This window comes from Novosphingobium humi (assembly GCF_028607105.1).
In the GTDB taxonomy this organism is placed as follows: Bacteria; Pseudomonadota; Alphaproteobacteria; order Sphingomonadales; family Sphingomonadaceae; genus Novosphingobium; species Novosphingobium humi.
Genome location: NZ_CP117418.1, coordinates 280,616 through 302,039, shown reverse-complemented (window position 1 = coordinate 302,039; position 21,424 = coordinate 280,616). Strand labels below are relative to the sequence as shown.

Sequence of the window (21,424 nt, the reverse complement as noted above, 5' to 3'; positions counted from 1 at the left end):
GCACCGCTTTCACGCATAGTTAGCGCAAACGAACGGAGAGGAAATCGGTGGAAAAACTGGAAGCGCTCAACAGTGTGGCGCATCGCGATCTGCGTATTCATCCTCTGGCAGGGGGCCATCCCCATTTTGTCCAGATCACGTTGATCGAGGCCGAAAAGGCCGCTTCGTGCTGCCCCCTCTTCTTTGCCAAAAGCCCCGAAACGGGCCAGTTTGGACTGGGCGCCCTGTTCGGTTTTGCCGCCGGGGAAGTGTTGGTCGAAGGCGCAAATGAAGCAAATGCGGCGTTTTTGCCCTGCAATATCCAACGACAGGGCTTCTTTGCCGATGGGGCCGATATCGTGGTTGACCTGGCCGATCCGCGCTTTGCGCCGGGCGGCACGATACCGCTCTTTGAGGCCGATGGCACCCCCAGCGACGAGATGCGCCTGATCCAGCGCGCGGTGGGTGTCATGGTGCAGCACACCCCGCCGACACAGGCATTTATCGAGGAAATGCTGCGCCTGCGCATCATCGAACCGGTCGATATCACGCTCAATTTCGACGATGGCGCCCGCGTGTCGCTCGAAGGGCTTTACACGATCAGCGGGGATGCCCTCAACGCGCTGGGCGATGAGGATATCGTCAGACTATTTCGCACAGGATGGCTGCAGGCCGCCCTGACGATTCGCGGCTCGCTTCAGCAGGTCGCGGTATTGGCGCGCCGCCGCAACGAACGCCTGATGGGCGGCTGACCATGACGGCCGCCTTGCGCGAATTGGCCTGCGATGATCCCGCCCTGACCGACCCGGCGCGGTTCCGCGACGAGGTCGCGATGGGCGGGGAACCGGTGGTGATTCGCCATTATGCCCGCGACTGGCCGCTGTCGCGGGCCGCGCAGATTTCCAACCATGCCGCCTGCGACTATCTGCGCCGCCATGACAGCGGAAAGCGGCCGCAGGTGATGCTGGGCGATCCGGCCATCGATGGGCGCTATTTCTATCGCGACGGCCTCGACGGGTTCAATTTCGAGCGAGTCGAGATGGGCATAGGCGAAGCCCTGCAACGTATGCTGGACCATGCTGACGACCCGGCGTTGCCTTCGGCCTATCTGGGTTCGCTGGTGGCCCCTGCCTATTTGCCGGGTCTGGTCGACCGGCACCAGCCTGCGCTGGTGCCGCCGGGCGTGGCCATGCGCCTGTGGATCGGCAATGCTTCGCATGTGGCATGCCATTATGATGCCTATGAAAATTTCGCCTGCGTGCTGGCGGGGCGGCGGCGTTTCACACTTTATCCGCCCGATGCGATCGGCGACCTTTATGTCGGCCCGATCGATTTCACGCTGGCTGGCCAGCCTGTCAGCATGGCGGCCGGGGATCGCGACCATCCCGAACGCTACCCCCGCTTTGCGCGGGCCGAAGCGCGCAAACGGGTGGTCGAACTGGAGCCGGGCGACGCGCTTTATCTGCCCAAATTGTGGTGGCATCAGGTCGAGGCGCTCTCACCTTTCAACATCATGGCCAATTTCTGGTGGGATGCCTTTGCCATAGGGCCGGATGCGCCGATGCTGGCCATGCTGTTTGCCATGATCACACTGGGCGAAAGGCCGCAGGCGGACCGGGAGGCATTTCGCGCCTATTTCGACCATTTCGTGTTTCGGCCCAATGGCCATCCGCTGGCCCATTTGCCGGAGGAAAAACGGGGCGTGCTGCGCGATCTGGCCGGGGGCGGCTATGGCCAGATCCGGACGATGATCATGCGCGCGCTGCGCGGACAGTAAGCATCCGCTTGACAGAAGCGCGGCGTTATTTAGTCTGATTATAAATCATCCGTATTCGCCTTTGCCGATGCCGATACCGCGATGATTCGCACCACCCTCGCCTTTATTCTTATCATTCCCATGGGATGACGTTGGGCGGGGCACAAGATACTAAACAGACAAATTGGGAGAAGCCCATGAAACGCTCCGCCCTGCTGTGCACGTTCGCGCTGATGACGGCGCCCGTGCAGGCACAGGTCAATACCGCCGCCCCGGCCGCCATCGCGGGCGCCCCCGCCACCACCGTGCAGACCATCACAGTCCACGGCGCGGCGCTCGAACATGCGTTGGAAGGCGACAGCGCCGACCGCGAAGTGCTGGTCGTGCTGCCCCCCAGCTATGGCCGCGACAAGAACCGGCGCTATCCGGTGGTCTATGCGCTGCATGGCTATTCCATCGGCGCGCGCCAATGGACCGGCGAAATCCATGTGCCCCAGGTCATCGAAAACGCCTATGCGCAGGGCGCGCAGGAGATGATCTTCGTCTTTCCCGACAGCAAGACCGCGCATAATGGCTCGATGTATTCCAGTTCGGCCACCACGGGCGATTTCGAGACCTTCATCTCGCGCGATCTGGTGGCCTATATTGACGCGCATTATCGCACCATCGCCCGGCGCGAAAGTCGCGGCCTGATCGGCCATTCGATGGGCGGCTATGGCGCCAGCAGGATCGGGATGAAACATGCCGATGTGTTTGGCGCGCTTTATCTGATGAGCCCCTGCTGTCTTTCGGCGCGCGGCCTGTTCGGCGTCTCGCCCGAGGCGATGCAGGCCTATGCGGCCATGAAATCCCCCGCGGATTCGTCCGGCCTGCCCTGGGCCCAGCGCGGTACGCTGGCCGCCGCCGCCGCATGGTCGCCCAATCCCAAAAACCCGCCGCTCTACCTTGACCTGCCCATGGCCGATGGAAAGCCGCGTGAGGATGTGCTGGCCAAATGGGCGGCCAATGCGCCGCTCTCCTTTGTGGACCAATATATTGGCCAGCTCCGCCGCTATCGCGCCATCGCCATGGATGTGGGCGACAAGGACGGCCTGAAGGCCGACACCGCCCGGCTCCACGATGTTCTGGACAGCTATGGCATAGCCAACAGTTTCACCATTTATGAAGGCGATCACACCAACCGCGTCGCCTTCCGTTTTCAGGAGCAGGTCGTGCCCTTCTTCAGCCAACATCTCGCGTCCGGAAAGCGCCCGTGAAGCGCGCGGTCAAAACCGGCCTGCTGCTGGCCGCCAGTCTGCTGGCAAACGGGCTGCATGCCGCCCCTGCCAAAACCGACCCCTTGGCCCCCACCGGGCATTGGAGCGTGACGGCAAAAGGACAGGCCCCCCTGCCCCCGATGGGCTGGAACAGTTGGAACGCCTTCAACAGCGATATTGACGAGGAAAAGCTGATGGCGGCGGCCAAGGCGCTGGTCGATACCGGGCTGGCGGCCAAGGGCTATCGCTATGTTGATATTGACGATGGCTGGTGGCTCAAACGGCGCCAGACTGATGGGCGCCTGCTGATCCGCACCGCCGCCTTCCCCTCGGCGCAAACGGGCGACGGCAACACCAGCTTTCGCCCGCTGACCGACCGGCTGCATGCGATGGGGCTGAAGGCGGGCATCTATTCCGACATCGGCCGCAATTCCTGCGGTCAGGCCTATACCGCCGATTTCAAGGGCCAGCCCGAGGGCAATGTGGCCGAACGCGAAGTGGGCCTTTACGATCATATCGATCAGGACATCGGCCTGATGATGGGCGAATGGGGCTTTGATCTCATCAAGATCGACGGTTGCGGCATCCGCGCCATGTCACCGGAAAACAAGCTGGTTTCCTCGGGCCAATATCGCGCGCTGGGGCCGCTGGTGGATTATGAAAACCTTTCGCGCACCGATATTCCGGCCGTGCGCGATCTGTATCGGCGGGTGGGTCTGGCGCTGGCGCGCACGCGGCCTGCCAATGATTATGTGCTCTCCATCTGTCTGTGGGGGGCGGCCGACGTGCGCAGTTGGGCCAAGGAACTGGGCAATATGTCGCGCACCAGCGAGGATATCTCGCCCAATTGGGAGCGGATGCTGCACAACCTCGATTCCGCCTCCCGGCGCGAGCTTTACGCCCATCCCAACAGTTGGAACGACCCCGACATGCTCTATGTCGGCACCGGCGAATTCGACACCGCGCATATTCAGGAGGCCCGCTCGCATATGGCGCTCTGGGCGATGCTCAACGCGCCGCTGATCATCGGTTACGACATGCGCAAGGCCACGCCCGAACTGCTCTCCATTCTGGGCAACAGCGCGCTGATAGCGCTCAATCAGGATGCAGGCGGCAATCAGGCGGTGCTGGCCTATGATGGCGACACGGCGCAGATTTTCGTGAAAACGCTGGCCGATGGCGGCAAGGCGGTGGCGCTGCTCAACCGCACGGGCGGGCCGATTGATGTCAAACTCACCGCCGCTCATCTCAAATTGCGCGAGGACAGCAGGATTGATCTGACCGACCTGTGGACCGGCGCGCAAAGCCGTTTCACCAAGGAGACCAACCTCCATCTTGCCGGACATCAAACGCTGGTGTTCCGGGTTTCGGGCGCAAGGGTGCATCCGGGCGGCCTCTATCTGTCGGAAATGCCGGGCAGCGTGAACCCGGCAGTGGACGGCATTGTCGAACCCATGGCCGATCCGATGGTGTATCGCGGCCTGCTGCCATGGCGCAACACGCGCGGCGATGGCGAACATCCGATCTATGGCGGATGGGGCGGCGCGCGGGCCGATGCCACGCCCTATGGCATGAGCCTGCGCGTCGGCGGGGTCAATTTCTCCAGCGGCATCGGCGCTTTGGCCAATTCGCGGCTGGAGGTGCGCAATGCCGGCTATCGCAACTTTGCAGCGCGGGTGGGCGTGGATGATTCCGCCCTGTCGCCCGATGCGCGTGTGCGTTTCGAGGTCTTTGCCGATGGCCGCAGCGTGGCGCGCAGCGGATGGATGAAACGCGGCGACCAGCCGGTGGCCCTGAACGCGCCGGTCGAAGGCGCGCGCATCATCGAGCTGGTGGCGCGGGGCGATCGCGGCGATCTGCAGAATGTAACGGTAACATGGGGGAGCGCCGCACTCGACCGTTAGGTTTTGCTCCGACAAAAGAAAGGCCCGGCGCGCCTGTCGCACCGGGCCTTTCCTTTTATTGCGGCGGCCGCCGGTGAGGGAAGCGCGACCGCCGCAGGCGTGGACCCCAGATCCACGCCTTTTCCGTCCTCAATCCAGGCGCACCACCGTGACCGACCGCGCGGGCAGATCCAGCGTGAGACCACCCGCCTTGCCCTTGACCGAAACCGGCCTGGGCGCGACAACGGAGGGCGCATCAAACGTGTTAACACTGTCCACCTTGGGCGCGGTCAGCACATCGCCGCTGGCCGACTTATAGCCCGACAAATGGATACTGGCGGGCGCTTCGGGATCGATATTGACCAGCGAGAGCCAGAGATGCCCCTGCGCATCGCGCGCCGCCATCGCGTCCAGTTTCGGCATGCTGATCGCGCCGCGCACATATTCGCCCGCGGCAAATTTCACCGGCACAAAGCGCGCATCCTGAAACGGCACATACATGCGATAGACATGATAGGTGGGCGTCAGCACCATCTTGGCGCCATCGGTAAAGATCATCGCCTGAAGCACGTTGATCATCTGGGCGATATTGGCCACCTTCACCCGATCGGCATGGCGGGCAAAGATATTGAGGTTAAGCGCCGCCAGAATGCCGTCACGGATACTGTTCTGCTGCATCAGGAATCCGGGATTGGTGCCGGGCGTCGGCGTCAGCCACGCGCCCCATTCATCCACCGCCAGGAACACTTTCTTCGCCGGATCATATTTGTCCATGATGGCGGTCTGCGTAGTGATCAACTGATCCATCCGCAGCGTGTCCTTGATGACAGCGGCATAGTCATCCAGCCCGAACCCCGTGGCCACCCGATGCGGCGGCCATGCCCCGCCCACGGTATAGCTGTGCAGCGAAATGCCCTCGATGTCCCAGCTGTAGACGTGATCCTTCCACGCCTTCATCACCTGTTCTGTGTAATCCAGCTTGCCGCCATCCCAACCCACGGCGATGCGCTTCATCTTGTCCTTTTCGCGCTGGGCCGGGTTGAAATTGCGGATGAAGTTGGTGAAGCGCTTCATCTCCTCGACATAATGGTCGGCCGACATCGCCCCGCCGCAGCCCCAGTTCTCATTGCCGATGCCCAGCAGCGGCACTTTCCAGGGCGCGGCATGGCCGTTGGCGGCGCGCTCCTTGGCCAGAGTGGTGTCCTTTTCGGCGGTCATATATTCCACCCATGCCGCCGCCTCGGCGGGGCTGCCCGATCCCAGATTGACCGAAACATAGGGGTCGGCACCGATCTGCTCGGCAAAATCCATGAATTCATGCGTGCCAAAGGCATTGGATTCGGGCACGCTGCCCCAATTGGTATTGACCTGAACCCGGCGCTTGTCGGCAGAACCAATCCCGTCGCGCCAGTGGTATTCGTCGGCAAAACATCCGCCGGGCCAGCGCACATTGGGCACCTTGATCGCCTTGAGCGCGGCCACCACGTCGGAGCGGATGCCGCGCACATTGGGAATGGGCGAATCCTTGCCCACCCAGATGCCGCCATAGATGCCCGTGCCGAGATGTTCGGCAAACTGGCCGAAGATGTTGCGGTCAATCACATCGCCCGCCTTGGCGGCCTCCACCGTCACCTCGACCGGCGCGGCGGCCATCGCCGGCCCGCCCGCCATCAAGGCCACGCCCGCCCCGGCCAGCAGGGCCGAGCGCAAAGCAGCGCGCATCATGGTTTTTTCCACAAGCATTCTCCCCAAAAGGACTTCTGATTTTTGGTTCGGCGCCCAACACGCAGGGGGCCGCAAAGCATCATGCCGTCAATGACCGCCCCGGTTTCGCGAGATTTATCCGCTCCTATCGTTTGGTCCGACTATTGATAGCGCTAACTTTAGCAAAGTCGCCCGCTTGCGCAAGCCCCAATCGTGTTGATCGCGCATCTCATGTTGCATTGCGCGGGTCCTCGCGGCAAATATCCTGAAAGGATAAGGATGACATGAAAGAACCTCGCCTGCGCCGCCGCCAATCCGGGCGGCCCACCGTCAATGACGTTGCCCGTCTGGCCCAATGTTCGCCCATGACCGTCAGCCGCGTCATCAATGGCAGCAGCGGTGTGCGCGAGGACACCCGTTTGGCCGTCGAAGCCGCGATCAAGGAACTGGATTACGCGCCCAACAAGGCCGCGCGCAGCCTTGCCGGTGTGTCCCAGATCCGGCTTGCCCTGCTCTATGTAAACCCCTCGGCGGCCTATCTCACCGAATTGCTGATCGGCGGCATGGATGCGGCCAGTCGGCTCGACGCACATCTGGTGATCGAGCGCTGCGATGTGGGCGAGGACAAGGAACGGTTGATCAACAAGCTGACCGCCAGCGGCATTGACGGCTTCATCCTGCCGCCCCCGCTTTGCGACGATCCCGAATTGCTGGCGCTGCTGCGGCGTTTGCGGGCGCCTGCGATGCTGATCGGGCCGGGCCAGGCCGCGGCCCATCACGGCGCGGTGATGATCGACGATTATCAGGCCGCGCTGGACATGACGAAATATATTCTGGCGCTGGGCCATAGGCGCATCGGCTTTATCATCGGCAATCCGGCGCAATCGGTCAGCGCGCTGCGTCTGGCCGGTTTCCGCGACAGTATGCTCAATGCCGGGGTTCCGATTGACGAGGCGCTGATCCAGCAGGGCGAATTCACCTATCGCTCGGGCATGGATGCGGCGGCCCGGTTGCTGGCCATGGAAAACCGCCCGACGGCCATCTTCGCCTCGAATGACGATATGGCCGCCGGTTGCGTGGCGGCGGCCCATCGCATGCGACTGGATGTGCCGCACGATCTGACCGTCTGCGGCTTTGACGATACGGCGCTGGCCTCGACCATCTGGCCCGAATTGACCACCATCCGCCAGCCTATCCGCGAAATGGCCGAAAACGCCATCGACCTGCTGGTGCAGGACATCCGGCTGGAGCGCCAGAAGCAGCCGCGCAAACCTCGCCATGTCTCGCTGGACTATACGTTTATCCAGCGAGAATCCGATGGCGCGCCGCCCGCCTGATCCGGTGTTTCAGGGCATGACCGGCAGGGCAAAGCCAGGCACCGGCATCGCCCGCCCATCGAACAGATTGACCACAGGACTGTCGGCCCAGGCATAACGCACCTGCGCCACCGGCTTGCCGTCATCGGCCAAAATCACGCTGTCGCCATCCGCGCGGGCGGCGGCATAGCGGCATTGTCCGGCCCCATCGCAGAGTTCGAAACCGATCGGCCCGGGCGCGCTCCACGCCTGCAATCCACCCTCAATGCCGGAAAAACGGATGCGTATCGCCCCGGCCTCGCGCCGCGCGTCCACCGGCATGGGCATCGCCACCCCGCGCGCGGCCAATGCCAGACGCTTGCCCAGCAAGGGCTTGTTGGCGGGGTGAATGTCGGTGCGCTCGCCAATGTCGATGGCGCTGACCAGAGCGGCCTGCGGATCGGCGGCCGCGACGCGCCGCTGATCATCGCGCAATGCGGCCCATGTCGAGGCGCCGGGCGTTTGCCGCACCGGCCCGTAATTGGCCAGTTGCACGATCTCGACCGCCAGTTTCGCGCCAAATTGCCGCCGCCATCCCGCAATCAAAGCCTTCAGGCGATCAGCATAGCCGGGCGTATCGACATCGCTTTCCCCCTGATACCACACCGCCCCTTTCAGCGCGAAGGCGCCAAGCGGGGCGATCATCCGGTTGTGCATCACCCCGATCCCGGCATTGGCGTCCCATGGGGTGCGCGGCGGATTGGTGCCCGCGCCCGAAATGCTGAAGCGCCAGCCATCGCCCAGCGGCATCGCCTGCCCGCCCGCGATGCGCAGCGCCAGCTTGTCCGCGCTGCTGGCAAAGCCGCCATTGCCATAGGTGTTGGTCACGGCCACCATGATCTCGTTGACGCCTTCGTGCAGATAGGCGGGCGGCAGGCGATATTCGCGCTGATAGTCCCAGCCGAAACTGTTGCCCACCACGCGCCCGTTCACATAGGTCACATCCATGTCATCCAGCACGCCCAGCGCCAGCACCGCCCCCGCGGCGGCCTGCTCGCGGCTCAGCGTCACCTGACGGCGCAGCCAGACCGTACCCAACGGCTTGGCGGCCAGCGGGGTGCCTTCCCATGCCAGCCAGCCCTTGATCGAGGGCACCGGCTGCCAGCTCAGCGTATCGGGCTGCAGCCATGGCTGACTGCCCCCGGTCGCACCGCGATACCATGCCTCCCAACGCGGCGAGAAGGCGGTGACGGCGGCCAGAGGATCATTTTCAAAGTGCTTGATCGAGGCCATCTCCGCGCTGCCGTAAAGCGCCAGTCCGGCCTCCGGGCTAAGCCATGGCCGGATCTGCGAACCGCCCCAACTGGAATGGATCGCCCCCATCGGCACTTTGAGCGCCTTGCGCAGATCGCGCAGCATGAAATAGCAGGCCGCCGAAAAGCCGATGACGCTCTCGCGCCCGGCCGCTTGCCATGCCACGGGCCGGGCAAAATCGTCCTTCGGGGCAAAGGAAATGGCCTGCGGAATGGTCAGCAGGCGCAATTGGGGGTCTTGCGACATGGCGGCCTCCATGCCGCCGTTCAGCGCGCGCGCCACGGGAAACTCCATGTTCGATTGCCCCGAACACAGCCAGACATCGCCCACCAGCAGATCATGGCGCAATATCTTTTCGCCGCCCGCCTCGACTGTGAGATCGACTGGGGTTTCCGATGCCTGACGCGCGGGAAACGTCAGCGCGAAATGGCCCGTTCTGTCGGCGCGCGCCTGCGCCTCGGCGTCACCCAGCATGGCCCTGACCTGCGCACCGGGGGCCGCGGTGCCGGCCACCACCACGGGCGCTTCGCGCTGGATCACACCATGATCGCCCCACACCGGCGACAGGGTGAGCGAGGCCGCCTGAGCCGCATGGCCCGAGGCCGCAAAGGCGAGGACTGCGGCAAGCCGCCAATATCGGGCTTTTGCCTTGGGCGCCGCGCCGCCGGACAAGGGATGCCGAGCACGGACCAAAGGTGAACGGCAAAACATCCCGGCAGCTTCGCCCGAGCGATCATCCACCATCGACAAATCGGCCGGCAAACAGGCCATAGGTATATCAAACATCCGTCTCACCCATTTTATGATAACGCTATCTTAGGCCGGCCTCCATCCTTAGGCAAGGGTAAAAGCCATGATTTACGCCATGGATCACCCTAGACACCCACGGCTATCGTCGATAGATTTGCGGCCGTCACGATAACGCTATCTAAAATTAACATGGGAGAGAGCCTTGACCAACCGGACCTGCTGCCGCGCCTATTCCCGGCGAGAGATGCTGACCTCGGTTGCGGTATCGGCCATGGCGGCCGGCGCGCTGCCAAGCGGAATGGCGCAAGCCGCCGTCGCACCGCCAGCTGCGAAAGTTCCGGTCCGCCTGCAAGCCTTTGACATGGCCGATGTCGATCTGGGAGAAGGCCCCTTTCTCCATGCCCAAAGGATGACGCAGGCCTATCTTCTGCGGCTCCAGCCCGACCGCATGCTGCATCAGTTCCGCGTGAATGCCGGACTGACGCCCAAAGCCCCCGCCTATGGCGGCTGGGAATCCGACCCGCTCTGGCAGGACATCCATTGCCAAGGCCATACTCTGGGGCATTACATGTCCGCCTGCGCGCTGGCCTGGCGTTCCACCCGCGACGAGCGGTTTCGGCAAAGGGTGGATTATATGGCCGCCGAACTGGCCGAATGCCAGAAGGTGTCCGGGACCGGGCTGGTCTGCGCCTTTCCCGAAGGCGGCGCATTGCTCGCAGCGCATCTGCGCGGCGAGAAAATCACGGGCGTTCCATGGTATACGCTGCACAAGATCTTTGCCGGCCTGCGCGACGGGACGCTGCTGGCGCAAAGCGCAACCTCGCGCGAGGTGCTGATCCGTCTGGCCGACTGGGCGGTGATGGCCACGCGCCCCTTGTCCGATGCCCAGTTCGAGGCGATGCTCGACACCGAACATGGCGGCATGAACGAGGTGCTGGCCGATCTCTATTTCATGACCGGCAAGGAAGATTACCGCCTGCTGGCCCAGCGCTTTTCCCATAAGGCGATCCTGAAACCGCTGGCGGCCGGGCGCGATCAGCTGGACGGGCTGCATGCCAATACCCAGATCCCCAAGATCGTGGGGTTCGAACGGGTTTATGAGGCAACCGGCGATGGCGCCTATCGCGATGCGGCCCAATTCTTCTGGCATACGGTGGTCCGCAACCGCTCCTTTGCCACGGGAGGCCATGGCGATAACGAGCATTTCTTTCCGATGCAGGATTTCGACCGGCATGTCTTTTCCGCCAAGGGATCGGAAACCTGCGGCCAGCACAATATGCTCAAGCTGACGCGGGCCTTGTTCATGCAGGACCCCCGCGCGGATTATGCCGATTATTACGAGCGCACGCTCTACAACGGCATCCTCGCCTCGCAGGACCCCGACAGCGGGATGGCCACCTATTTTCAGGGCGCGCGGCCGGGCTATATGAAATTGTACCACACGCCGGAGGATTCCTTCTGGTGCTGTACCGGGACGGGCATGGAAAACCATGTAAAATACCGAGATTCCATCTATTTTTACGACGACCGGACGCTTTACGTCAACCTGTTCATCCCCTCCACGCTGCGCTGGCGCGCGCAAGATGCGGTGCTGACCCAGACCACGAGCTTTCCCGAAAGCCCGGTGACAAACCTGCGCTGGACACTCAAACGGCCCACGGAGCTGACGCTCAAGCTGCGCCATCCGCGCTGGAGCCGGACCGCCGCCGTCATGGTCAATGGCACAGAGGTTGCGCGCTCGAACACGCCGGGGTCCTATATCCACCTTGCCCGCCAATGGCGCGATGGGGATCGGGTGGAACTGCGCATGATCATGGAGCACGCGATCGAACGCGCCGAAAGTGCACCGGACATCGTGGCCTTGACCTATGGGCCACTGGTTCTGGCCGGGGCGTTGGGGCGTGAGGGGCTGGCCCCCGGCGACGATATTATTGTCAACGAAAGGAAATATGGCTCCTATAACGACACGCCCTTCACGCCGCCTGCCATCGCGGGAAAGGCCGAAACCATCCCTCAAAGGATCCGTCCGGGCGATGGGCCGCTTGAATTCACCATCACCTCAACCCGGCAGCAGCCCTTGCGTCTGATCCCCTATTACCGCATCGCCCATGAGCGCTATGCGACCTATTGGCGGTTGGGACAGGATCTCCAGAGCAATATCTATTAACGCCGAAATTGGCGGTAAAACCGGCCGAGGTGGAACTGGAGGTGCGATTTTGCGGGCCGGTCAGCCCGCCCGCTACATGACGCTTGAAACCATGGCCCCGCTCAGCGACAATCCCATCGTCATGTTGTCGGCTGTATCCGGCACCTGATCGGCTCAAACTGATGCCGAAATGAGCGGGGGCATCCCCCAGCTACACCACCCCATAGGACACGATCGCAAGGTGGGCAGACCACCGGCGCAAAGCCGTCGTAAGCCTGCTCATCGCTTGCATGCCTGCTCGTTTGGCACAGCATGCAAGCGATGTTTCAATATCTGCGGGCTATTGCGGCATTCAGTCGTAGATCGGCCGCAACTCGTTATCGAGATAATAGCGGGTCATGGCCATGGACGCGAGCAGGTCGGGCGAACCGTCATATTCAATCGACATCCAGCCTTTGAATTCGTGCTGCTTAAGCAGGCGATAAAGGCCCTTCAGGTCCAGATTGCCCTGCCCCGGCTCCCAGAACCAGCGCGTGCCGTCATCGGTGATTTCCGGGTCCTGGGCATAGCGGACGCTGTCGGGCTGGTTGGATGAAGCGGTGTCCTTGAGGTGGAACGTGCTGATCCGCTCATGATAGTCGTCATAGAATTTGAGCAGGTCTTCGCCCATGATCGAGATCTGGGCGGTGTCGATGCAGTAATGCACAAATCGTGGATCGGTGCTCTCGATCAGTTCGCGATGGTTAGGCAGGTTGATCGCGCAGAAGAACTCATTATGCAGCCCGATCTTGACCCCGTGATCGGTGGCATAGCGGCCGATCTCGTTCATCACCTTGGCGCATTGCTGCACCTCTTCCCGGCTCAGCGGTCCGGTCCCGTAATAATTCTGCGTCGGGCAAGTGTTCATATAGGTGCCGCCGAAACGCACGATCGTATCAACCGCCTCGCGCCCGGAGCGCACCGCCTCGTCAAAATGATCGGCCGCATGCGACGCATGGGCGCCGTGGAACATGCCGATCACCTCCACCCCGCGTTCCTTGGCAAAGGCGGTGAAATTTTCGGGCGAACCGAACAGCGGCAGGATATCGGCCATATCCCATGGCGCGATCTCGATACCGTCAAAACCCAGCGCGGACTGGTATTTCAGGATATTGTCCCAGTCGGAGTAATAGGCGGTGTTCGTCTTGTCTTCATAGTAGAACTCGCGGAAATTATCGATCTGCTTATAAGGGATCGATTTCCAGTGGCTCATATTGGCATAGCGGATGTTGGGCCCGATATTGGTCATTGCGGATTCTCCGTCCGGCTTATTTCTGAAACTGGTTGAGCAGGGCGCGGCTTCTCAGCAAGGCGCGAAACGGGTCGCGCGTCTGCCGGGCGCTGCAGGTGATCGGCCCCTGATATTTCAGCCGGTCCAGCAAGGCCGCAATTCCCACCAGATCGACCGAACCGCAGCCCGGATCGCGGAAAACCTGCGTGGCGCGGTGCGAGGGAAACTCTGGATTGGGCGTTTTCCAGACATCGCCCGTATCGACAAAATCCGTGTCGGTCAGATGCACGCAGCCGATCCGGCCGATATGCGTCGCAAGGAAATCCGCCGCCGAAATGCCGGCAACGAACAGGTTGGCCGTATCGAGGTCCAGCTTGACCGTATCGGGCAGCGCGTCAAGCAAGGGCAGGATGCGCTCACCGCCGAACAGGCTCCAATATTCGTGGCGCAGAACCAGCGTCACGCCCAAATCCGCTGCCTTGGCGGCCAGCCCGTTCAGAAGTTCGATGGTGCGCTGGGTAAAATCCTGCTTCTGCGCTTCCAGATCGGGATGATATTGCAGGATGCGCCCGTAATAGGGCGAAGGGCTGATCGCGAAATAGTCCGCCCCCATATCGGCGGCATGGGCCAGAGCCTCGCCCGCAAAATGCCCGGTCGCGCCGAAAAAGAAGCCCAGATTGTCATTGCGCATGAACAGGTTGGGGTCAAAGGTTATGCCCGTGACACGCTCAATCCCGCTGGCCTGCAAGACGGCCCGATATTTGGCCGCGCTTTCGTATTTGGTGTTCACGCAATAGCGGTTCATCGGCACGCCGCTGCGCCCGCCGAATTGCCAGACCGGCTCATAGGGGATTTCGATCCCCGAAAAACCGGAGGCGGCGATCAGCGTGTAAAGCTCCTCCCAGAAATACTTGCTTTCATAGCGGTTACGGTTGGGTTCCTGATAGTGTCGATTGATCAGATCGAGGCTGATGGAGATCGCTTCTGTCTTCATGTCTGGGTTCCGTTTCCTCGGAGTGACCGGGATTATTGCGGGCTCAGGGCCGCATGAGTTGCGGTCTTGCCGCGCGCGCCGATGGGCCAAAACATCATGACCAATGTTTGCGCGGCCAGCAGCGCGACCGCACCGCCGCTGTAGGTCCAGCGGATCGCCTCGCGCGCGGTCTCGTTGACATGGCCGGGAACATAGCCCGATGCGCCCAGCACATAGGCAAAGCCCGCCGTGCCCAGCGCCATGCCCAGCTTGGTCGAAAGGCTGATCCCGGCCGAGAGCAGGCCCTCGCGGCGGGTGCCGAATTGGGCCTCGTGATAATCGACAGTCTCGGCAACCATGGCGAAGGCCGCCGTGATGGTGATCGATGTGGCCAGACAGCCGGAAATATACAGGCCGAGGAACAGGCCCACATGATCCTGCACAAAGGGCAAGGCGGCAAACAGCACGGCCGCAATGGAGAGCGCCCCCACCGTGCCGTTGCGGATGCCCGTACGCGCCAGAATGGAAGGCGCCACAAAGGCCGAGAGCAGCAGCATGCCCGCCACCGCAGGCAGCATCACCGAGATCATCCACGGCCGCCCCAGCACATCGATGGCGAAATAGGCCGTGGCCGCCATCATCATGCCAAAGCGCGCGAAATAGAGCAGGCATGAGCCGAAAACCACCAGCCAGGCGCGATTGCGCAGCATCTCGCCCACGGCGGGCAGGATGGCAAAGCCCGGCGAGGCATGATCCTCGTGCCTTTCGCGGCAATGGCGGAAAAGCGCCATTGTGCAGACAAAACCGACCGCCGCAAACAGCGCCGCCACCAGCGTGAAGCCGCGCTGCTGATCCCCCCCGCCAAACACGCCGACCAGCGGCATCACCGTGGCCGTGCCCAGCACCACGCTGACCGAAGTGCCGATCGAGCGCATGCCCGACAGCTTGAGCCTTTCGCCGCCGTCCAGCGTCATCATCGGCATCAGCGCGGTATAGGGAATGGCCTGAAACGACATCAGGATGCCCAGCGCCTTGAAGGTCAGGAAGGCATAGACAAGCTGCGCCCCCTGCCCCCACGCAGGCACATGAAACACCGCGACCGAAACCAGCGCATAGGGCACGGCAACAAACAGGAAATAGATCCGCGTGCGGCCCCACCGGCTGCGCGTCTTGTCAACCGCGACGCCCACCAGAACATCAATCACCGCATCGAGCAGCCGTGCGATAAGAAACACCGTGCCCACCGATGCGGCCGGCAGACCCACCACATTGGTATAATAAAACAGCAGGAAACCGCTGGCCATATTATAGGCCAGACTGGTCCCCATATCGCCAAAGCCATAGCTCAGTCTTTCGACAAAGCTCAGTTTTGTCTCTTGCATAGCCACATCCTCTCCAGAGCGGCGTCAGGTTGCGGCCTTGGTCAGCCCAGCTTTTGCCGGGTCAGCGCCAATGACTGGTCCATGGGCAGGGTGGGGAAATATTCCAGCCCGATGGCGCCCGAATAGCCCAGATCGGTCAGGGTCTGCATGACCTTGGTCCAGTCGAGGCTGCCGGTTCCCGGCTCGTGGCGATCATCCATATCGGCCACCTGAACATGGGCGACCAGATGGATGCGCCCGGCCAGAACCTGCGCCATGTCCTCGCCCATCACGGCGCTGTGCCACACGTCATAGAGCAGGCGCAGGTTGGGACTATTCACCGCCTCGACCAGATCGAGGCCCAGCTTGGTGCTGACCAGATACATGGCCGAAAACAGGCGCGTGTTGAGCGGCTCGAGCAGCAGCGTCACGCCCGCTTCCTCGGCCGCGTCGGCGGCCGCACGCAGGGCGGTAACGGCATTGGCGAAATGCTCTTCCTCGCTCAACCCTTCGACGCGAAAGCCCGAGGCGACAATCAGGTCTGGTTTGCCCAGCTTGGCCGTGGCCGCGATCGTCTCGCGCACGGCGGTCACCATTTCCTCGCGCTCGGCCGGATCGACGATCGAGCGGCGCGGATCAACGCAAACCCCCGTCAGGCGCATGCCCGTTTCGTCCAAGGCCTGCGCCAGAGCATCCACCGGCTTGTCGCGCCAGAGGTGAAATTCGGCCAGTTCAAAACCCGCCGCCTTGGCTGCGCGCAGACGCGCGTCCAATTCGCCCGCTTCGGTAAATTGCCATTCGATACAGGATGAAAGTGGATAGCTCGCAGACATAGGATCCTTTTCCCATTCTACGGCCCCGTGGCGCTCTTCGCGCTCGTATGCCTGGCAGGCTAAGTCCTGCTATTTTGTGTGCCGCTCTCATCGCCCCATTTGCGATTCAGGTCAATATGGTTTGATGCCATGGCGCCATCTTGTGGCCGACGGGCCAGAAATGCCGCCTTCAAAAAGCACAGTCCGGCAAGAATCGGCGTCAGGGCGATGATCAGCATCGAATAGCGCACCGCCATCGGCCCGTGCACTGCGGCAAGCCGGTCATTGAGAAAGCCGACCGCGCTGGGCCCGACAACATTGCCCAGAAAACCGGCCCCGAACAGGATGACCGAAATGGCCAGAGCCCGCTGCCCCGACCGGACCACATTCATCGTGGCGGCATAGATCGGCCCTTGGTGGATCAGCGAGAGAAAGCTGGTTGCAACATAGCCCGAAAGCCAGAGCACGCGCTGGTCCCCCAGCAAAAACAGCGCCTCGGCAGGCCCCGCCAGAATGCAGGCAAGAGCCGGAATGACCAGACGCCAATGGTCGCGGTGAACGGGCAGGCGGTCGATCACAAATCCTCCGGCCAGAACCCCCGCCGCCCCGACAAAGCCGCGCACCGGCCCGACCGTGCCTGCCACTTCGGCCAGCCCCATATGGTGGACGCGGGCAAAGAAAGTAGGCGTCCATGCCCCCGCCGCCCAGACGTTGGCCCCCATCAGGGTGACACCGGCAAAGATCCAGCAGAACCAGCGATTGCGAAACAGTTGGCCCACATCATTGAGGATGGCGCCCGCCGATGGCCGGACAACAGTCGCGGCCTGTTTCTGGCGCATCGGTTCGCGCACCGTGGCGATGAACAGCAGGGCCACCAGCAAGCCCGGTGCGCCCATGGCAAGAAACATCGCCCGCCAGCCATAATGCTGGGCCACCCATCCGGCGATGGGAAAAAAGATGATGAAGGCCAGCGAATTGGCGGTGCCGAAAATCGCCATGGCCAGCGGCCGACGCCGGGGCGGCACCAGATCGGCGATCATGGAATTGGAAGGCGGCATGGCGCAGGCCTCGCCCGCCCCCATCAGAAATCGCGCCAAGGCCAATTGCCACAAGGAACCGACAAAGCCGGTCAGGGCCGTCATCAGGCTCCAGAAGGCAAGGCCCAGCGTAATGATGTTACGGCGGTTGCAGCGATCGGCCATCCACGCGATCGGCACGCCCAGCACCGAATAGAGCAGAACAAAGGCCACGCCCGTCACCAGCCCCAACATCGTGTCGGACGAACCGAACTCGCGCTTGACCAGAGGCAGCGCCAGCCCCAACAGGGACCGGTCGAGATAATTGAACACCGCGATCAGCGTCAGCAAGGCCAGAGGCCAGCTTGCCTTCCATGGCCATCGGTTGTCCTGGGCCTGCTCGACGGCTTCATTCATGGCCATGCTTCTCCCATTGGCTTGTTATCCTGTGATCTTCATCCATCCTTTGCCCCAGTTCAACCAGCGCGGGATCAGCCCTTGGGGCGATCACCGAACGGATCCACAGGCGAAAGAGCAGACGCGGGCGATCATCGCGGTCGGCAAAGGGCATCCGCCCGTGCAGCCAGCTCCAATTGTGCCAGAACAGCATGTCGCCGGGCATCAGGCGGAAGAGGGTTTTGTCGGCCAGTCGTTGGGCGATGGCATCGAACCGGGCAAAAATCCCGTCTGCCTGATCGGCGCCCCGGCGCAGGAAATAGCCGTTATAGGCCACCTGCGGCCCATGCGCGGCATCAGGCGGAAACAGGATCGGCAAACATGGCCGGGGCCTGTCCGCGCTGCGCAGCGCAGGGTTGCCGCCCCACGCATAGGGCTTGACCAGATCCGCCGGAAGGGACGGGTCATCATGCCCGATCGCTCGATGAAGATCGCGCGCCGAGACCAGAACACTCTCGCCCCCCGAAGCGGCCGGTCGGAAGCAGCCCAGCGCCAATATGTCATGCAGGTCGGTATGGGGCCGCAATTCGGCATTCGAAAATGTGCCGCGCGCCGTGCGGTCATCGGCTCTGCGCTCGACGCGGGCCACGCGCTCGCCCTGCGGCGACTGGATCGCGGGTGTGCCCAGCCAGCCGCCGATCCGCGCAAGGACCGAGGCAAAGCACGCCTCGCCCAGAACGGCAGGGTCCAGCCCGCGCAGCAGAATCGCCCCCGGACCGCGCGCGAAATTGGCGGTCATGTCATCGCGCAGATCGGCCAAAGCCTCCTCCCGCCCATCCAGCAAAGCCTGCACCTCCCCGGTGGTCAATGGTCGGATGGGCGGGCGCTCCGCCTGCTGCGACAGAGTCTCTGTCACAACCGCGAAGCTCGTGTTTCCTTGGCGGTCATGAATTCCAGCAGCGCGGGCTGGCCCGCCTGGGTTGCCGCAATCCCTCGCCGGATGGCGTCGCCGATCTGGGTCGGGTCGGTGATCCGCTCGCCATAGCCGCCCAATGCGCGGGCAAAATCGGCGTAATGGCCGGAGATGGCGGTGGCATGATAGCGCTCGGTCGCCACCGGCATCTGGTCCAACTCGATAGCCATGGCCGAATTGTTGAGCAGGATGGAAAGGATCGGCAGGCGTTCGCGCACGGCGGTTTCAAAATCCATGCCGGTGAAACCGATCGCCGCATCGCCCCAGACATTGATGCACAGCCGGTCCGGACAGGCCAGTTTGGCCCCCATCGCCAGCCCCAGTCCATAGCCAAGCTGGGTGGATTTGCCCCAGCCGATATAGCTGAGCGGGGTGATCGATTTCCAGAAAGGCGTAAGCTGATCGCGGGGCGATCCGGCGTCATGGGTGATAATCGTACCCGCCACATCCACCGTGCGCTGCAATTCCCACAAGACGCGATAGGGGCTGATCGGCGCATCATCACTTTCCAGCAAAGGCAGCCATTGGGCCAGCCAGGCCTGCTCCACTTTGGCGATTTCCTCGGCCACGGGGGCCATGTCGCGCGGGGCGGGCAGCAGCGCGCGCACCGCCTCGACCAGCATGGCCAGCGTCAGTTGCGCATCCCCGATCAGTGCGGCCTCGCAAGGCACGCCCTTGTTGATGTCGGCCGGATCGAGCGTGGCATGGATGATCGGCACATGATCGGGCATGGCAACGCCAAAGGCGGTCTGGGCAAAGCTGCAACCGATGCCGAAGATAAGATCGGCGCTGTCCAGAAAATGGCGCAATTGCCCCGGTATGGCCGCCCCGCCCGAACCCAGCGCGAGGGGATGCGTCTCGTCAAAGGCGCTCTTGCCTTCAAGGCTGGTGGAGACCGGCGCGGCCAGCAATTCGGCCAGTTCGCGCAATTCGCCGTAGGCATTGGCCCAATGCACCCCCTGCCCGGCGTGGATAACCAGCCGGGGCGCGGCCACCAGCCTTTGCGCGACAGCGGCCACCTGCGCCGGATCGGGGCCATAGCGGGTGGAAACCACCGGCGCGTAATCCAGCGTTTCGCCCACATCCTCGGCCAGCACATCCCACGGCATTTCCACCAGTGCGGGCCGCCGCCGCCCGTTGCGAAGCGCAGTGAAAGCCCGGCGCAAAATGGCAGGCGTATCCTGCGCGCGCAGGATCGGCTCGGCGGTTTTGGTGATGTCGCGCATGGATCGGCAGGCGTTGTAATTGTCGGGCACATGGGCCAGCGCCCGCGCATAGCCCTGCGGCAGCACCAGCACCGGCACGCTCTCGGAAAAAGCCTGCGCCACGCCGCCATAGGCATTCTCCGTGCCCGGCCCGTGCTGCATGGCAAAGACGCCCATCTTGGCCCCCCGCGTCATGCGCGAATAGGCATCGGCCATATGCAGCCCTGTGCGCTCCTGCCGCACGATGATGGTGCGGATATCCTCCTTGGCCGCTGCCTCCAGCACCGCATTGCGCGGATAGCCGAAGAGGACATCGACGCCCTCGATCTTGAGGATACGCGCAATCGCGGCGCCGACCTTCATGGTCTTTCCCCCGCCGGGCGCGCGGCCAGATCGGCAATGCCCATGGGCCGCTCGCCGATCACGGTGGTGCGGATCAGATGGCGCCGCTCATGCTTGAAATCATGCACGCCGCGATGAAGCGTGAAGCGGTTGTCCCACACGATCAGCGTGTCTTTGCGCCATTTGACGCGGCAGTGATAATGCAGATGCTGGGCAAGGCTTTGCAGATAGTTGAGCAGGGCGCGGCTCTCCTCCTCGCTCCACCCCACGAAATGGCGGAAATAGGCGGTGGTGGCGAAAAGCGCGCGGCGGCCGGTTTCGGGGTGGACGCGCACGGCGGGCTGGATGTTTTCCAATTGGTCCTCGGTAAAGCCATGGCTCTCGCGCAGGCGCAGCCGCTTTTCGGGCGGGAGTTTCTCATTCTTGCTCCACACGTCCTTGGCCGAATAGACCACCTGAAGCCCGTCGAGCAGCGCCTTCATCCCGTCCGAGAGATGTTCGTAAACCAGATAGGCGTTGGAAAAGGCGGTGTCGCCGCCCCATTGCGGACAATCGAGAGCGCGCATCACGATGCATTTGGGCGGTTGGGGCAGGAACGGGCTGTCGGTGTGGAAATGCTCGAAACTGGGCACGACATTGACCGGCTCCCACGCTTCGCGGCGCACCTCCTGCATCAGATTGTCGCCATTATAGGTGGGCGCCTGGGGCAGTTCGGTCAGTTCGCCGAAATGGCGCGAGAAGGCCTTGTGCTGATCGGGCGTCAGATCCTGATCGCGAAAGACGATGACGAGAAAATGCTGAAAGGCCAGCATGATCTCGCCCAGCACTTCGGGCCGCAAGGGCTGGCGCAGGTCGACCCCGCCGATCTCGCAGCCGCAGGCCCCGCTGATAGGTTCGACCGCGATATGGCGAAATTCGGGCATGGGCAGCCCGGCGACAATGGGCACACCGGGCGCTGGCTGGCTGGAAAAGGACGTGGCCATAAGGGATCCT

At 62.8% G+C, this 21,424-nt stretch carries 16 protein-coding genes; 6 read left to right on the top strand and 10 right to left on the bottom strand.

From position 1 onward, the window contains the following. Positions 1–47: 47 nt before the first annotated feature. The 4 genes from PQ457_RS17390 to PQ457_RS17375 all read left to right on the top strand — a co-directional run bounded on the left by PQ457_RS17390 (position 48) and on the right by PQ457_RS17375 (position 4,895). Positions 48–731 (top strand): SapC family protein, encoded by a 684-nt coding sequence (locus PQ457_RS17390; protein ID WP_273620113.1) that lies wholly within the window; start codon positions 48–50, stop codon positions 729–731. 2 nt (positions 732–733) lie between these two features. Then, complete coding sequence (locus PQ457_RS17385; RefSeq protein ID WP_273620112.1) at positions 734–1,756, top strand: cupin-like domain-containing protein; 1,023 nt, start codon at positions 734–736, stop codon at positions 1,754–1,756. Between the two features lie 176 nt (positions 1,757–1,932). After that, positions 1,933–2,991: an alpha/beta hydrolase gene (locus PQ457_RS17380; RefSeq protein ID WP_273620111.1), complete on the top strand. Its 1,059-nt coding sequence runs from the start codon at positions 1,933–1,935 to the stop codon at positions 2,989–2,991. Next, complete coding sequence (locus PQ457_RS17375; RefSeq protein ID WP_273620110.1) at positions 2,988–4,895, top strand: NPCBM/NEW2 domain-containing protein; 1,908 nt, start codon at positions 2,988–2,990, stop codon at positions 4,893–4,895. The genes PQ457_RS17380 and PQ457_RS17375 overlap by 4 nt, the downstream gene beginning before the upstream one ends. Before the next feature lie 129 nt (positions 4,896–5,024). On the opposite strand, the gene PQ457_RS17370 is transcribed toward PQ457_RS17375, so the two are convergent. Continuing rightward, positions 5,025–6,599 carry an alpha-N-arabinofuranosidase gene (locus PQ457_RS17370; protein WP_273620109.1) on the bottom strand — a complete coding sequence of 525 codons (1,575 nt, stop codon included), beginning with the start codon at positions 6,597–6,599 and terminating at the stop codon, positions 5,025–5,027. Positions 6,600–6,862: 263 nt separating this feature from the next. Here PQ457_RS17370 and PQ457_RS17365 point away from each other — a divergent pair, with 263 nt between their 5' ends. Beyond that, positions 6,863–7,915 carry a LacI family DNA-binding transcriptional regulator gene (locus tag PQ457_RS17365; RefSeq protein WP_273620108.1) on the top strand — a complete coding sequence of 351 codons (1,053 nt, stop codon included), beginning with the start codon at positions 6,863–6,865 and terminating at the stop codon, positions 7,913–7,915. Positions 7,916–7,924: 9 nt separating this feature from the next. Here PQ457_RS17365 and PQ457_RS17360 read toward each other — a convergent pair whose 3' ends face one another. Further along, positions 7,925–9,859, bottom strand: a complete 1,935-nt coding sequence (locus tag PQ457_RS17360) for a sialate O-acetylesterase (protein ID WP_273620107.1) — start codon at positions 9,857–9,859, stop codon at positions 7,925–7,927. A 280-nt stretch (positions 9,860–10,139) separates the two neighbouring features. Here PQ457_RS17360 and PQ457_RS17355 point away from each other — a divergent pair, with 280 nt between their 5' ends. Then, the gene (locus tag PQ457_RS17355) at positions 10,140–12,104 is read left to right on the top strand and encodes a glycoside hydrolase family 127 protein (protein WP_273620106.1); all 1,965 of its coding nucleotides are present in this window, start codon (positions 10,140–10,142) and stop codon (positions 12,102–12,104) included. Positions 12,105–12,435: 331 nt separating this feature from the next. Here the strand turns inward: PQ457_RS17355 and PQ457_RS17350 are convergent, their stop codons facing one another. From PQ457_RS17350 to PQ457_RS17315, 8 genes are read right to left on the bottom strand one after another with little or no spacing between them, the layout of a single operon-like run. Further along, positions 12,436–13,371, bottom strand: coding sequence for a sugar phosphate isomerase/epimerase family protein (locus PQ457_RS17350; RefSeq protein ID WP_273620105.1), 936 nt, complete (start codon positions 13,369–13,371; stop codon positions 12,436–12,438). 19 nt (positions 13,372–13,390) lie between these two features. Continuing rightward, complete coding sequence (locus PQ457_RS17345; protein WP_273620104.1) at positions 13,391–14,347, bottom strand: sugar phosphate isomerase/epimerase family protein; 957 nt, start codon at positions 14,345–14,347, stop codon at positions 13,391–13,393. A 32-nt stretch (positions 14,348–14,379) separates the two neighbouring features. Further along, a complete protein-coding gene (locus tag PQ457_RS17340; RefSeq protein ID WP_273620103.1) occupies positions 14,380–15,708 on the bottom strand; it encodes an MFS transporter in 1,329 nt (442 codons plus the stop codon). A 41-nt stretch (positions 15,709–15,749) separates the two neighbouring features. Continuing rightward, complete coding sequence (locus PQ457_RS17335; protein ID WP_273620102.1) at positions 15,750–16,520, bottom strand: TIM barrel protein; 771 nt, start codon at positions 16,518–16,520, stop codon at positions 15,750–15,752. 59 nt (positions 16,521–16,579) lie between these two features. After that, on the bottom strand, positions 16,580–17,932 hold the full coding sequence (locus PQ457_RS17330) for a spinster family MFS transporter (protein ID WP_273620101.1): 1,353 nt from the start codon (positions 17,930–17,932) through the stop codon (positions 16,580–16,582). After that, positions 17,925–18,779 carry a TauD/TfdA family dioxygenase gene (locus PQ457_RS17325; protein WP_273620100.1) on the bottom strand — a complete coding sequence of 285 codons (855 nt, stop codon included), beginning with the start codon at positions 18,777–18,779 and terminating at the stop codon, positions 17,925–17,927. The genes PQ457_RS17330 and PQ457_RS17325 overlap by 8 nt, the downstream gene beginning before the upstream one ends. A gap of 44 nt (positions 18,780–18,823) precedes the next feature. Further along, positions 18,824–20,452: a thiamine pyrophosphate-requiring protein gene (locus tag PQ457_RS17320; RefSeq protein WP_273620099.1), complete on the bottom strand. Its 1,629-nt coding sequence runs from the start codon at positions 20,450–20,452 to the stop codon at positions 18,824–18,826. Next, on the bottom strand, positions 20,449–21,414 hold the full coding sequence (locus PQ457_RS17315; RefSeq protein ID WP_273620097.1) for a TauD/TfdA dioxygenase family protein: 966 nt from the start codon (positions 21,412–21,414) through the stop codon (positions 20,449–20,451). The genes PQ457_RS17320 and PQ457_RS17315 overlap by 4 nt, the downstream gene beginning before the upstream one ends. Between the last annotated feature and the right edge of the window lie 10 nt (positions 21,415–21,424).

What these genes read in the sequence shown, in the direction of transcription:
- PQ457_RS17385 (WP_273620112.1), top strand. Translation starts at nt 734, where the DNA reads ATGACGGCCGCCTTGCGCGAATTGGCCTGCGATGATCCCGCCCTGACC.
- PQ457_RS17380 (WP_273620111.1), top strand. Translation starts at nt 1,933, where the DNA reads ATGAAACGCTCCGCCCTGCTGTGCACGTTCGCGCTGATGACGGCGCCC.
- PQ457_RS17370 (WP_273620109.1), bottom strand. Translation starts at nt 6,599, where the DNA reads ATGATGCGCGCTGCTTTGCGCTCGGCCCTGCTGGCCGGGGCGGGCGTG.
- PQ457_RS17365 (WP_273620108.1), top strand. Translation starts at nt 6,863, where the DNA reads ATGAAAGAACCTCGCCTGCGCCGCCGCCAATCCGGGCGGCCCACCGTC.
- PQ457_RS17350 (WP_273620105.1), bottom strand. Translation starts at nt 13,371, where the DNA reads ATGACCAATATCGGGCCCAACATCCGCTATGCCAATATGAGCCACTGG.
- PQ457_RS17345 (WP_273620104.1), bottom strand. Translation starts at nt 14,347, where the DNA reads ATGAAGACAGAAGCGATCTCCATCAGCCTCGATCTGATCAATCGACAC.
- PQ457_RS17340 (WP_273620103.1), bottom strand. Translation starts at nt 15,708, where the DNA reads ATGCAAGAGACAAAACTGAGCTTTGTCGAAAGACTGAGCTATGGCTTT.
- PQ457_RS17335 (WP_273620102.1), bottom strand. Translation starts at nt 16,520, where the DNA reads ATGTCTGCGAGCTATCCACTTTCATCCTGTATCGAATGGCAATTTACC.
- PQ457_RS17330 (WP_273620101.1), bottom strand. Translation starts at nt 17,932, where the DNA reads ATGAATGAAGCCGTCGAGCAGGCCCAGGACAACCGATGGCCATGGAAG.
- PQ457_RS17320 (WP_273620099.1), bottom strand. Translation starts at nt 20,452, where the DNA reads ATGAAGGTCGGCGCCGCGATTGCGCGTATCCTCAAGATCGAGGGCGTC.
- PQ457_RS17315 (WP_273620097.1), bottom strand. Translation starts at nt 21,414, where the DNA reads ATGGCCACGTCCTTTTCCAGCCAGCCAGCGCCCGGTGTGCCCATTGTC.